Here is a 13,180-nt window from a genome sequence, read left to right on the forward strand (position 1 = left end):
GCAGAGCCGGTGGCGGGGCGTTGCATGATCGCGCCCCCTTCTGCAAGGGGGGCGACGGCGGCCGGCGGCGGAGGAGGGCCTTCTGCCCCCCGGTCCGAGGCAGGCCCTGGGCTCCCTCCGAGAGTGTTTTCGCAAGGAAGAAGCTGGTTTCTTCTTTGCCCAAGTACTCCCGCGCGGAGCGCAAACCGGAACCTTCGCGGCTCTTTGGCCGCGAAGGTGACAGAAAGGCGTGCCGCCGCTTGCGGCGGCTCAATCGAACGGGTGGCTCAAGTCACGCCGCTTTCCCGGCGGTCGGTGATCGCCAGATGCGCAGCGGCGAGGCGGGCAAGAGGCACGCGGAAGGGCGAGCAGGAGACATAGTCGAAGCCCGCCTTGCGGCAGAAGGCGATGGATTCGGGGTTGCCGCCATGCTCGCCGCAGATCGAGACCACAAGGTCGGCGCGGGTGCGCCGGCCGCGGTCGGCTCCGATGAGCAGAAGCTCGCCCACGCCATCGACGTCCAGCGTGTGGAACGGGTCTTCGGGGAAGACACCCTGCTGGACATAGGTGTTCATGAAGCGGCCGGCATCGTCGCGCGACAGGCCGTAGGTCATTTGCGTGAGGTCGTTGGTGCCGAAGGACAGAAAGGCAGAATGCTGGGCGATCTCGCCGGCGCGGAGCGCGGCGCGCGGGGTTTCGACCATGACGCCCAGCCGGTAGTCGAAAGCCTGCCCGGAGTGGTTGCGCACCGTGGCGGCCACGGCGTCGATGCGGGTCTTGACCAGTTCCACCTCGCGCCGGGCCGAGACCAGCGGGATCATGATTTCCGGCACCACCGGATCGCCACGGCGGCCGACCTCGACCGTGGCCTCGAAGATGGCCTGGGCCTGCATGTTGTAGATTTCGGGCAGGACCACGCCGAGGCGCACCCCGCGCATCCCGAGCATGGGGTTGAATTCGGCCAGCGCCTCGGCACGGCGGGTGACGTCGCTGAGCGGCTTGTCGAGCGCTTCGGCCAGGTCGCGCAGCCCTTCGCGCGACTGGGGCAGGAATTCGTGCAGCGGCGGGTCGAAGAGGCGGATGCAGACCGGCTTGCCGCGCATGATCTCGAACAGTTGCACGAAATCGGCGCGCTGCATCGGCAGGAGCCTGTCGAGCGCGGCGGCGCGGTCCTGCGGCGTATCGGCGAAGATCATCTCGCGCATGACGACGAGGCGGTCCTCGTCGAAGAACATGTGTTCGGTCCGGCACAGGCCGATCCCCTCGGCCTCGAAGCGGCGGGCGAGTTCGGCATCGGCCGGCGTGTCGGCATTGGCCCGGATGCCGATGTCGCGGGCCTGGTCGGCCCAATGCAGGAGCTTGCGGAAGTTTTCGTCCAGCGCGGGGGGCAGCATCGCGGCTTCGCCCGCCAGCGCCTCGCCTGCGGTGCCGTCCAGCGTGATGCGGTCGCCTTCGCGGAAGATGCGGCCATCGGCGGCGGTGAGCTTCTTGTCCTTGCTGTCGAGGCGCAGACCCGATGCCCCCACCACGCAGGGCACGCCGAGGCCGCGGGCGATCACCGCGGCATGGGAGGTGACGCCGCCGCGTTCGGTGAGTACGCCCACGGCAGAATGCATGCCGCGGATGTCTTCGGGCGCGGTCTCGCGGCGCACGAGGATGCAGGGCTCGCCGCGCGAGGCAAAGCTTTGCGCGGCGGCCGAGGAGAAGACCAGCGCACCGGCGGCGGCGCCGGGAGAAGCGGCGATGCCGCGGGCGAAGACGTCACGGGGGCCGCGCGGATCGACCTGGTGGTGCAGGAGTTCCGACAGCGCGCGGGGTTCGACCCGCATCACCGCCTCGTCCCTTGTGATGACATGGTCGTCGGCCAGCGCCACGGCGATGCGAAGGCCCGCACGGGAAGAGCGCTGGACGCGGACGGCATCGAGAACGGAGAGGCGGCCATCCTCGATGGTGAATTCGATCTGCATTTCCTCGCGCAGGCGGGCGCGGCAGGCGCTGCCATAGGCCACGAGGTCGGCGAAGATCTGGGGCGCGATGTCTTCCAGGGAGGGGCCGCGCAGGTCGCGGGTGAGGTAGAGCGCCTCGGTGCGTTTCAGCGCGTCGCGGCCCTGGCTTTGGCCAAGGTAGCGGCCGGTGATCTGCGGGTGGCCCGAGACGGGATCGACGAACTGGATGACGCCCGAGCCCGAGATGCCGCCGGCGATGCCCTGGGCCATGGATTGCACGACGAGGCCGAGGGCGGCATCGGCGGGCGCGCCCTTGGCCTGGCGCAGGAGACGGGCGGAGGTGCCTTCCCAGGCGCGGGCCATCGAGCGCAACACTTCCGAAAGCTGGCGGGCCGGGTCCTCGGGGAAGGGTTCCTCCATCTCGTGTTCGTATTTACGCAGGGCGTCGCGGATGGATTCGGGCGACGCCTCGCGGGAATCGAACATGTCGGGGTCAAGACGGGCGACGTGGGTGGCGTAGGATTGCACGAATCGAAGATAGAGCGCGTCTGCGGCCGGCTGGCCGTGGAGTTTGGCAAGCGCCGCGTGGCGGGCGGCGTTGAGGCCCACGTTGAGGATGGTGGCTGGGCCGCCCCAATCGGGGTTCGCGGGCGAGGGGCGGACCGAGACGAGGGGGGCGTCGCCGAAGATCGCGAGAAGGGTGGCGCAGTCGACCACATGGCCTGCGGCGATGGCGCGGACGGCGGTGGCCGGAAGGGCCACGGTGCGGGGAACCGGCAGGTCCAGGCGGACGAGGCGTTGCAGGCACTTGGCGCGCCAGCCGTGCAGCGCGGCCGAGATGCGGCCGGTGGGGGTGACTTCGGCGAAGTCGGGGAAGGCGTCGAATTTCTGCACTGCGGCATCCTCTGGCTGGCCGCAGGATACGCCGGAATGGGCGTGGCGCAAGCGGAGAGGTCGCAGGGGGGCTGTCTGCCCCCCTCCCCCCCGAGGATACTTCTTGAACAGAAGAAGGAGGGGCTCAGCCCTCGATCTTCGTCAGGTCCGCGACCTGGCCGCAGGTGGCGCGGATACGGTGCAACAGGTTCAGGCGGTTGCGGCGGATGATCTGGTTGTCGGTGTTGATCTGGACTGCGGTGAAGAAGGCGTCGATGGGAGCGCGGAGTGCGGCCATGGCGCGCATGGCGGCGGGGAAGTCCTCCTTCGCCATGGCGGGGGCGATGGCGGCCTCGGCGGTGTCGAGGGCGGCGAAGAGGGCCTTTTCCTCGGGGGTTTCCGCGAATTTCGGGTCGGCGCCATAGGAGTATTCGACGCCGTCCTTTTCCTCGGCCTGGGTGAGGATGTTGTTGGCGCGCTTGAAGCCTTGCAGCAGGTTGGTGCCGTCTTCGGTTTTCAGGAGATCCGACAGCGCGGTGGCGCGGGCGACGAGCAGGGTCAGGTCGCAGTTGCCGGGCATGGCAAGCGAGGCGTCGATGACATCGTGGCGGATGCCCTGATCCTTCAGGAAGACCTTGAGACGGTCGTGGAGGAAGTCGCGCAGATCGTCGGTGATGGTGGGATCATGGTCGCGCACCAGAGAAAGCCACCCTGGGCCTGCGGTCTCGGCCTGCGTGATTAGCGCGCGGGTGGACTCGCCAAACATGCCGTGCGCCACGGCGGCCGACAGAAGCGGGGCGAGCAGATCGACGGATTGCGGCGCGGCGCCGATCTGGTGGCGCAGCACCTGAACATCGGCCGGGCGGTCGAAGGAGAGGCGCAAGTTGTTGGCAAGGATCAACCGGATCACACCAAGCGCCGCCCGCCGTAGCGCGAACGGGTCCTTCGACCCCGTGGGCTTCTCGTCAATCGCCCAGAAGCCGGTCAGCGTGTCGATCTTGTCGGCAAGCGCCACGGCGACCGAGACGGGCTCGGTCGGCACGGCATCGGACGGGCCGAGGGGGGAGTAGTGGTCGCGGGCGGCGAGCGCCACGGGTTCGGGCAGGCCGGCTTCGCGGGCGTAGTACATGCCCATCAGGCCCTGAAGCTCGGGGAATTCACCGACCATGGCCGAGCGGAGGTCTGCCTTGGCGACCCGCGCCGCCTGTTCGGCGAGGTCGGGGTCGGCGCCGACCACGGGGGCCAGTTCCCGGGCCAGCGCGGCGATGCGGTCGATGCGGGCCTTCTGGCTCCCAAGCTTATTGTGGAAGGTCACGTTGTCCAGCGCGTCGAGCCATTCGCCCATGCCGGCCTTGGCCACGCGCAGGTCGTTTTCCCAGAAGAAGCGGGCGTCGGAGAGGCGCGCGGTCAGCACCTTGTCGTTGCCTTTCAGGATCGTGGCGCCGTTGTCCGGCGTTTCGATGTTGGCGACGGTGACGTAGCCCTCGATCCGGCCGGTGCGGGGGTTCTTCACCGAGAAGAACTTCTGGTGTTCCTTCATCGAGGTTTGCAGCACCTCGGGCGGCAGGTGCAGGAACTGGTCCTTGATGCGGCCCATCAGCGGCACGGGCCATTCGACGAGGCCGGCGATTTCGGTAAGCAGGCCCTTGTCCTCGACCAGTTCCAGCCCTTGGGCGAAGGCCAGGTTCTGCGCGCCGGACCAGATGGCGGCCTCGCGCTCGGCGGGGTCAAGCATGACAAGGGCGCGGCGGAGTTTCGCGGCGTAGTCGTCGAAGGAATGGACGGTGAAGCGGCCCTGGCTGAGGAAGCGGTGGCCTTCGGTGGTGTTGGAGGCCTTGATGCCATCGACATCGAGCGGCACCACTTCGGCGCCGGCTTCGGTGGTGAGCAGGCAGAGGATGGAATGGAGCGGGCGCACCCAGCGAAGCGACCCGGACCCCCACCGCATGGACTTGGGCCAGGGGAAGCTGCGGATGGTGGCGGCCAGAACCTCGGCCACGATTTCCGGCGCGGCGCGACCGGGCTTTTCGATCACGGCGAAGAGTGTGGCGCCGCCTTTCTTGTCCTCGCGCCGTTCCAGTTGGTCCAGCGTGAGGCCGGTGGCGCGGAGGAAGCCCTCGATGGCCTGGGCGGGGGCATCGGCGCGGGGGCCTTTGCGTTCCTCGCGCACGGGGCGGCTTTCGGCGGTGAGCCCTTCCACCGCCAGCGTCAGGCGGCGGGGGGTGGAGAAGGCGCCGGCCGAGGCATAGGTGAGGCCCGCCTCGACCAGCCCGTCGGTGACAAGCTTCTTCAGATCCTCGCGGGCCTTGGCGGCCATGCGGGCGGGGATTTCCTCGGAGAAGAGTTCGATCAGCAGGTCAGGCATTGGGGCACCTTAGAAGGCGAGGAAGGCCTGGATGATCGCGGCATTGGCGATATCCACGAAGAAGGCCGAAACGAGGGGAAGGATGACGAAGGCGATGGGCGCCGGGCCGTAGTGTTTGGTCACCGCCGTCATGTTGGCAATGGCGGTGGGGGTGGCGCCGAGCGAGAAGCCGGCGAAACCGGCGGAGAGGACGGCGGCGGTGTAGCCCCCGCCCATCATGCGGAACAGGAGGAACAGGATGAAGGCGACGACCAGCGCGGTCTGGGCGATGAGCGAGACGGTCATCAGCACGCCCATGCCCGCGAGAGTCCAGAGTTGCATGGACATCAGCGACATGGCGAGGAAGATGCCGAGCGCGAAATCGGAGACCATGGCGAGCGTGGGGCTGCGCGCCACGCGGGGGGCGCGCGGCAGGAGCCGGGGGTAGAGGTTACCGCCCAGGATGGCGACCAGCATGCAGGGCACGAAGAGCGGCAGGTTCAGCCCGAGGTCGAGGATGATCTCGTGCAGGGCCATGCCGGCGATGATGACGATGTGCAGCACGAGAAGCGTGTGCATGAGCGCGGGGGCGGTGATCGTGGCGCTGGCCTCGTCGGCCCAGGCGAGGCCGACGGTCTGATCGTGATCGCCCGGCGCAGGGGCGAGCTTGTGGCGCAGGATCAGAAGCTTTGCGATGGGGCCGCCGATCAGCGCGCCGGTGATGAGGCCGAGGGTGGCCGAGGCGACACCCAGTTCCATCATGCCGTCGAGGCCGACCGTGCCCTCGACCACAGGCGCCCAGGCGATGGTGGTGCCGTGGCCGCCGATGAGGCTCGCCGAACCGAGCAGGATGCCCACGGGCATGGGCAGGCCGAAGGCGAAGGCGGTGAGGATGCCCACGATGTCCTGCGCCACGATCAGCGCCACGGTCAGAACCAGAAGGATCAGAAGCGGTCGGCCGCCGGTTGCCAGGTCGGACATGCGGGCGTTGAGGCCGATGCCGGAGAAGAACAGCACCAGGAGGTAGTCGCGCACGGAAAGGTCGAACTCGGCCGGATGACCGGTGGCGAGGAAGATCGCCAGCGTCAGCAGCGCGGCAAGGATGCCGCCGGTGACGGGTTCGGGAATGTTGAAATCGCGCAGGAACGCGACCGACCGCGTGATGCGGGCCCCCACGAGATAGACGAGGAAGCCGAGGGTCGTCGTCTCGAATGCGTCGAGCGCGAGGGGGGGGCCGACAGTCACTGGCTTTGCCCCGCGGATTTGTTGACCTGGGTCCAAGCGAAGGCGCGGCCGTCGGGGAAGACGGCGACGACGCGGTCGATGCCGGGCTGGATGCCGGCGCGGGAGAGGAAGGCCACGGCCTCTCCGCTTTCCAGCGCGCGGCCGATGGCGGCGGCATCGAAGCAGTAGAACCAGGTGGGGGCGATCAGCGGTTCGGCATCGGGGTAGGTCACGTAGGTTTCGGTCAGCATCCCAAGCGAGAGGGGCGTGGTGAAACAGGCACGGAAGCGTATGGGCGAGCTTTCGGAATCGATGCCTTGGACGTTTTCGGCCAGGATCGGCTCGGGCTGGCCGCCCTCGATCGGGGTGAGCTCGATCTCGGCGCCGGGGCTGAAGCTGGCGGTTTCGTAGAAGGCGTATTCCTGAAGCCAGTAGATGGCTATTCCGGCGGCAAGTGCTATCACCACGATGAACCCCGCGACGATCTTTCCGTTCATGGCCGGCCCTCCGCGCGCGTGACGATGCGGCGGGCGGCAGGGAGAGGCGGATGGACGGCGCGTTCCTGATCAAGTTTTTCGGTGCGCTGTTCGCGCTGGCCAACCCGTTCATCAGCCTGCCGATCTTCCTGGCCCTGACGGCCGGACAAAGCCCGGCCGACGTGCGGCGCACGGCGCTGATGGTGACGGTCTATGCAGCGGTGATGGCTGCCGTGGTGGCCGTGACGGGCGATGCGATCCTGGCCTTCTTCGGCATCGGGGTCGATCACTTCCGGCTGGCCGGCGGGCTGGCCATCCTGCTGATCGGGCTGCGCATGATGAACGGCGACCCGGAGGAAGGGCGCACGATGAGCGCCGCGAGCCGCGAGAGCGTGGCCTTCTATCCGCTGGCCTTCCCGATGATCATCGGCCCCGGAACGATCACCACGATCGTGGTGTTCAAGGAGCGCGCGGTGACGGGGGGCGAGCATGTGGCCTTCTGGCTGGCGATTGCCGCGGTGATGCTGATCATGGGGGTGGTGCTGGCGCTTGGCACCACCATCGGACATTACATGAGCCAGAAGCTGCGCATCATCATGACGCGCCTGATGGGCATGATCCTTGCGGCCATCGCGGTGGAAATGATCACCGAGGGGCTGAAGGCCTTGCTGCCGGTTCTGGCCCAGGCGGGTCATGCGGGGACGTAGCCCCCCGCCTCGGTCTGCACGAAGGCATCGGCGCATTTCTTTGCCAGCGCCCTGACGCGACCGATATAGGCCTGGCGTTCGGTGACCGAGATCACGCCGCGGGCGTCCAGGAGGTTGAAGAGGTGGCTGGCCTTGATGCACTGGTCATAGGCCGGGTGAGCCATGATGATGCGCTTGCCAGTCTTGGGGTCCTGCGCGGGCTGGTCGAGCAGGCGCTGGCATTCGGCCTCGGCATCCTCGAAATGGCGCAGCAGCATCTCGGTTGTGGCGGCGTCGAAGTTGTGGCGCGAGTATTCCTCTTCCGTCTGGCGGAAGATGTCGCCGTATTTCAGCGGGATGGGTGATTGCGGGTCGTTGAAGGGCATGTCCATGACATGGTCGATGCCAAGGACATACATGGCGAGCCGCTCGAGGCCATAGGTCAGTTCGCCCGAGACGGGCCTGCAATCGTGGCCGCCGACCTGCTGGAAGTAGGTGAACTGGCTGACTTCCATGCCGTCGCACCAGACTTCCCAGCCAAGGCCCCAGGCGCCGAGGGTGGGGGATTCCCAGTCGTCCTCGACAAAGCGGATGTCGTGCAGCGCCATATCGATGCCGATGGCTTCGAGGCTGCCGAGGTAGAGCGCCTGAAGATCGGGCGGCGAGGGTTTGATGAGGACCTGGTACTGGTAATAGTGCTGCAGGCGGTTGGGGTTCTCGCCATAGCGCCCGTCTGTCGGCCGCCGCGAGGGCTGGACATAGGCCGCCGCCCAGGGGCGGCTGCCAAGCGCGCGCAGCGTGGTGGCGGGGTGGAAGGTGCCGGCCCCGACCTCCATGTCATAGGGCTGCAGCACGGCGCAGCCCTGGGCGCCCCAATAGGCCTGAAGGCGCATCAGGATTTCCTGGAAGCTGCGCGGCGGGGCTAGGCGGTCGGTCATGGCGGGTCCCCCGGATTGGACGCCTCTCCCATAGGCAGAAGGCCGGGTATGGTCAATCATCGGACGGCCTGCGGCGCCAGGGAAACCCGGCGGCAACACTCGCGCGCCTGTGATTTGGCCGGGGGTGCAATCGCTCACGTCTCTGTTACGGTATCCGGCCGGAAAGACCGGAGGATTTCCGGGGCGGCGTGCGGGGTTTCATGCGACGGATTATCGGCCTTTTGGCCATCGTGACGGGGCTTCTGGTCGCAACGGCGGCCCCGGCGCAGGAGCAGGTCTGGGTTCAGATCGAGGCGCAGCCGACCGAGGCCGAGGGGAAGGAGCGTGCCGCGGCCTATGCGGCGGCCTTTCCGGACGTGCAGGGCTGGCAGCTGAATTCCGGCTGGTATGCGGTGGCGCTTGGCCCGTATGACCGCGCGGCGGCCACCGAACGGCTTGCCAGCCTGAAGCGCGAAAACCTGATCCCGCGGGACTCCTATATCAGCGATGGACGGAGCCACCTGGTGCAGTTCTGGCCGCCCGCGGGCGGCCTGCCGGAGGCGACGGCGCCCGAACCGGAAGCGCCCGAAGATCTGGCCATGCCTGAAGCAACCGGGGAAGCACCGGCTGAGGAAGGCACGGATGGAGCGTGGACTGCGGCGAACCCGCCGGCAGACTCCACCCCCGAAGCCCCTGCCCCGGAGACCGCCGAGGCGCCCGCCGCTACCCCAGAGCTACCGGCCATCGTGGAAGAGACCCCCGAGGAGGCCCGCGAAAGCGAGGCGGCCCTGAGCCCGGAAGAGCGGATGGACCTGCAGCGCGGGCTGGAATGGTTCGGTTTCTATGAGGGCGCGATCGACGGCGCCTTCGGACGCGGAACCCGCGCCTCGATGGCTGCCTGGCAGGAGGCTTCGGGACTTGAACCGACGGGAATCCTGACTTCGGCACAACGGGCCGCACTTCTGAACGGCTGGCGCGCCGAGGAGGCGGCCTATGGTTTCCGCAGCGTGGGCGAAGGCGATGCCGGGATCGAGGTGACGCTGCCGATGGCAATGGTGGCCTTCGACCACTACGAACCGCCCTTCGTGCATTACGCGGCGCTGGACGGGTCGGAGACACGGATCATCCTGATCAGCCAGCCAGGCGATGCCGCAGCGTTGCGCGGGCTGTATGACCTGTTGCAAACGCTTGCGATCATCCCGATGGATGGGGAACGGTCGGTCAGCGAGACCGGGTTCACCATCATGGGGCGCAATGCCCGGACCGCGGCCTTTGCCAAGGCGGACCTGAGCAAGGGGCTGATCAAGGGCTACATCGTCGTCTGGAACCCTGCCGACGAACAACGGGTGAGCCGCGTGCTGACCACGATGGAGGCGAGCTTCCGCGCCGTGGGCGACCGGGCGCTGGACCCTGGCATGGTGGCCCTGAGCGACGGTGCGCGGCAGGGCCTCCTGACCGGGCTGGAAGTGCGGCGTCCGAAACTGTCGAGGTCGGGCTTCTATCTTGATGCCGCGGGCACGGTACTGACGACGCCAGAGGCGGTGGAGGGTTGTTCGCGCGTGACGCTGGATGCCGGTGTGCCCGCGACGGTGCGGTTTTCGGACAAGACAGCGGGGCTGGCGGTTCTGACACCGGGCACAGCGCTGGCGCCGACCGAGATTGCCGAGTTGCGGTCCAGCTCGCTGAGGCCAGGCGCCGAGATCGCGGTTTCGGGCTATCCCTACGAGGACCGCCTGCCCGCCCCCGTGCTGACCTTCGGTACCCTGGAGGCAGAGACCGGGCTGAACGGCGAGACGGGGCTGAGCCGCCTTACGCTGGAGATGAGGCCGGGCGATGCCGGCGGGCCGGTTCTGGACGCGACGGGAGCAGTGGTGGGCCTGTTGCTGCCGCAGGCGACAGGTGGGACGCAGGTGCTGCCCGCAGGCACGGCCTTTGCCGCAAGCGGTGCGGCCATTGCCGCGCGTTTGGCCCTCGATGGGCTGACGATTGCCACGTCCGACCGGGTGGGCGCACTGCCACCGGACGACCTGGCCAAACATGCCTCGGGGATGACGGTGCTGGTGTCTTGCTGGGAGTGAAGCGTCAGCGCCGCCAGAAGCGCGGCAGGGCAATCACGAAGAAAGCGAGAAGGCCCAAGCGGCCCATCAGCATCGTCACGATCATGATCCATTTGGCAGCTACGGGGAAATCCACGAAGGTCCCGGTCGGTGCGAGCATCGGGCCGTAGCCGTAGCCGATGTTTCCGATTGAAGTCCAGATGGCGAAGATCGACGAAACCAGATCGACCCCGGCCAGTGTCATCAGCGCGCTCATCAGGCCGATGGTCAGGATATAGGCAGTGCCATAGGTCATCAGGCCGCTCATCACGTCATCTTCCACCTTGCGACCGGCATACTTCACTTGCGCGACCATCGACGGCGCGGCAATGCGCTGGATTTGCGATGCGAGGGACGAGGCCAAGACCTGTACGCGGAAGACCGAGAGAGCGCCCGAGGAAGATCCGGAACAGCCTCCGATCACGCCAAGGACGAAGGCTACCACCATGGACAGCCCGCCCCAGGCACCGAAGCTGCCGGAAAAGAAGCCGGTGCCCGACATGATGGAGGCCAGGTTGAACGCGGTCTCCCGGAACGCCGGCTCGATGCCCATGTCCGAGGTCGCGAGGCGCCAGATTGCCACAACGAGCACGGCGGAGACATACCAGCGCAGATAGGCCCGGGCCTGAAGATCGCGCCAGAGGGGCACTGCCGAGCCGTTCACCAGCTGCACATACCGGATGTAGGGGAGGCTGCCCGCCAGCATGAAGAACGTGCCCGCATATTCGGGCAGGCCGGGGTACTTGGTGAAGCTGGAGTCGGCGGGCGAGAAGCCGCCGGTCGCTATCGAGGCAAGTCCGTTCACCACGGCATCCAGCGCCGACATGCCAAGCGCCGCGTAGGTCAGCACGCAGGCCAGCGTCAGCAGCGCGTAGACATAGAGAAGTTGGCGCGCGATATCAGTTGCCCGCGGCAGGACCTTTCCGAAGGTATCGAACCCTTCCGTGCGGAAGAATTGCATACCGCCGACGCGCATCACCGGCAGGAAGATCATCACCACGAAGGCAATGCCGAGCCCGCCCATCCAGTTCAACATGCCGCGCCACAGGTTCATGCCTGCGGGCAGATCATCCAACCCCACGATCACGGTCGCTCCGGTGGTGGTGATGCCCGAAACGGCCTCGAAATAGGCGTTCGAGAAGTCCAGCCCAGGAGCGCCGATCGCGAAGGGAATAGCCGCAAACAGCGGGACTCCTCCCCAGATGAGCACCGTGAGAATGTAGGCTTGGCGCACATCAAGGCTGGGGCCGACGGCGTTGCCGGTGGCCAGAGACAGGGTAACGCCGGCGGCCCCGGCGATGATGGCCGATTGCAGGAAGGCCCCGGCATTGCCGTTGTCCAGCCGCCAGTCGATCAGTGCAGGGGCAAGCATGAGGATCGCAAGGACCGCAAGGATGCGTCCCACGATGTAGACTATCGGCCTAAGGTCCATCATGGCCGGCAGGCTTGCCGGGCCTGCCGGTTCAAGTCAACGGCCCATCTCTGCTTGCCTCAGCCGGCGTGGATGAGTGAGGCGAAGAGCCGTGGGTCGAGGCTTTCGGCGGCGAAGGTCGGGCCTTCGGTCAGGACCGAGATCGCGTCGTGGCTGTGCAGGCTTTCCTGGTGGCTCGCGACCACGCGGAAATCGCCGATACGTGGATCGGAGCGCAGGGCGGCACAGAAGCTGCGCGCGGCATCCTCGACGAAGATCGGGTTGGCGGCGTTCAGTTCCGCGAAAGCCTGTTCGTCCTCGCGCTTGACCATCACCTGCGTCTCGGTGGGCACGCCCGAGCGCGCGATTTCCACGAAGTCTTCGAACCAGAGCGTCGGGCCGGGCAGCACCTCGACCGACAGCCGAGCCACGGAACGTTGCGAATGAGGCGTGGCGAGCTGACCGCGGGTCATGCGGGCATGTTCGGAAAGCTCCAGCGAGCAGGGGCATGTCGAGGAATAGACGAAGTCGAGGTGGATGAACTTCCGGCGCAGGCCGGCGCGATCCACCAGTTCCAGCGCGATGTCATAGTACTGCCATCCGGTCAGGCCCGAGCGCAGCGAGGTCACGCGCATCGGGAAGGACAGGCGCATCTGGATGCGGGCATCGAAAGAACCGAGGTCGCGCTTGTAGTCGCTCAGGGCGGCCTCGATGACGTCGCAGCTGTGGCTGGTTTCGGCATGGGCATAGAATGACCGCATAATGCGGCTCATGTTGATGCCCTTCTTCTCGGCGTCGAGGCTGACCGTGCCGGTGACGCTGGTTTCCAGCATCATCTCGCCGCCCTCGCGCATGCGATAGCAGATCGGCAGACGAAAATTCGAGATGCCGACGTGCTGGATCGAAGTCTGCGCACCGACGATCAGGCTGGAGGGGCCGTTCTGCAGATCGGGCAGCGTGGCGCGATAGGCGGGATCGGCCATGAAATCGGTCGGATAGGCGCGCGACAGCATGGGATAGGGTGCCGGCAGCAGGGCGGCGATCTCGGCCGGCAGGTCCTGCGCGGGAGCAACGCCCGCCCAACGGCGCAGCGTGCTCAGCGCCGCTTCGGCCTCTTCCCGGGTGGGCTTGCGGTCAAGCTCGGCCTCATGAATCGTCATCGCGCGTCCTCCGGTTCCGGTCGGCAGGGGCATCATATGGGAATGCCACCTGCCTTATACCATCGCTT

Annotated in this window: 9 protein-coding genes; 2 read left to right on the forward strand and 7 right to left on the reverse strand. The window is 67.2% G+C overall.

Annotated features, from left to right (window positions below):
• Positions 1–266: 266 nt before the first annotated feature.
• The 4 genes from JO391_RS11390 to JO391_RS11405 all read right to left on the reverse strand — a co-directional run bounded on the left by JO391_RS11390 (position 267) and on the right by JO391_RS11405 (position 6,863).
• Positions 267–2,819, reverse strand: coding sequence for a putative PEP-binding protein (locus tag JO391_RS11390; protein ID WP_220660611.1), 2,553 nt, complete (start codon positions 2,817–2,819; stop codon positions 267–269).
• A gap of 124 nt (positions 2,820–2,943) precedes the next feature.
• Positions 2,944–5,163, reverse strand: a complete 2,220-nt coding sequence (gene glyS / locus JO391_RS11395) for a glycine--tRNA ligase subunit beta (protein ID WP_220660612.1) — start codon at positions 5,161–5,163, stop codon at positions 2,944–2,946.
• Between the two features lie 9 nt (positions 5,164–5,172).
• A complete protein-coding gene (gltS, locus tag JO391_RS11400; RefSeq protein WP_220660613.1) occupies positions 5,173–6,387 on the reverse strand; it encodes a sodium/glutamate symporter in 1,215 nt (404 codons plus the stop codon).
• Entirely contained in the window at positions 6,384–6,863 is a 480-nt protein-coding gene (locus JO391_RS11405) for a DUF6446 family protein (RefSeq protein ID WP_220660614.1), read from the reverse strand. Before JO391_RS11405 ends, gltS begins: the two co-directional genes overlap by 4 nt.
• 50 nt (positions 6,864–6,913) lie before the next feature.
• Here JO391_RS11405 and JO391_RS11410 point away from each other — a divergent pair, with 50 nt between their 5' ends.
• On the forward strand, positions 6,914–7,549 hold the full coding sequence (locus JO391_RS11410) for a MarC family protein (protein ID WP_220660615.1): 636 nt from the start codon (positions 6,914–6,916) through the stop codon (positions 7,547–7,549).
• Here the strand turns inward: JO391_RS11410 and JO391_RS11415 are convergent.
• Positions 7,534–8,466, reverse strand: coding sequence for a glycine--tRNA ligase subunit alpha (locus JO391_RS11415; protein WP_220660616.1), 933 nt, complete (start codon positions 8,464–8,466; stop codon positions 7,534–7,536). The genes JO391_RS11410 and JO391_RS11415 overlap by 16 nt on opposite strands.
• A 200-nt stretch (positions 8,467–8,666) precedes the next feature.
• Here JO391_RS11415 and JO391_RS11420 point away from each other — a divergent pair, with 200 nt between their 5' ends.
• Positions 8,667–10,523 (forward strand): serine protease, encoded by a 1,857-nt coding sequence (locus JO391_RS11420; RefSeq protein WP_220660617.1) that lies wholly within the window; start codon positions 8,667–8,669, stop codon positions 10,521–10,523.
• Between the two features lie 4 nt (positions 10,524–10,527).
• On the opposite strand, the gene JO391_RS11425 is transcribed toward JO391_RS11420, so the two are convergent.
• Both JO391_RS11425 and folE2 read right to left on the reverse strand, forming a co-directional pair.
• Complete coding sequence (locus tag JO391_RS11425; protein WP_220660618.1) at positions 10,528–11,976, reverse strand: TrkH family potassium uptake protein; 1,449 nt, start codon at positions 11,974–11,976, stop codon at positions 10,528–10,530.
• Between the two features lie 56 nt (positions 11,977–12,032).
• Positions 12,033–13,112: a GTP cyclohydrolase FolE2 gene (folE2, locus tag JO391_RS11430; RefSeq protein WP_220660619.1), complete on the reverse strand. Its 1,080-nt coding sequence runs from the start codon at positions 13,110–13,112 to the stop codon at positions 12,033–12,035.
• Positions 13,113–13,180 lie beyond the last annotated feature (68 nt).

It is taken from the genome of Neotabrizicola shimadae, from assembly GCF_019623905.1.
GTDB lineage: Bacteria > Pseudomonadota > Alphaproteobacteria > Rhodobacterales > Rhodobacteraceae > Neotabrizicola > Neotabrizicola shimadae.

Coding starts and splice junctions, on each gene's coding strand:
- glyS (WP_220660612.1), bottom strand. CDS start 5,163: ATGCCTGACCTGCTGATCGAACTCTTCTCCGAGGAAATCCCCGCCCGC.
- JO391_RS11405 (WP_220660614.1), bottom strand. CDS start 6,863: ATGAACGGAAAGATCGTCGCGGGGTTCATCGTGGTGATAGCACTTGCC.
- JO391_RS11410 (WP_220660615.1), top strand. CDS start 6,914: ATGGACGGCGCGTTCCTGATCAAGTTTTTCGGTGCGCTGTTCGCGCTG.
- JO391_RS11415 (WP_220660616.1), bottom strand. CDS start 8,466: ATGACCGACCGCCTAGCCCCGCCGCGCAGCTTCCAGGAAATCCTGATG.
- JO391_RS11420 (WP_220660617.1), top strand. CDS start 8,667: ATGCGACGGATTATCGGCCTTTTGGCCATCGTGACGGGGCTTCTGGTC.
- JO391_RS11425 (WP_220660618.1), bottom strand. CDS start 11,976: ATGATGGACCTTAGGCCGATAGTCTACATCGTGGGACGCATCCTTGCG.
- folE2 (WP_220660619.1), bottom strand. CDS start 13,112: ATGACGATTCATGAGGCCGAGCTTGACCGCAAGCCCACCCGGGAAGAG.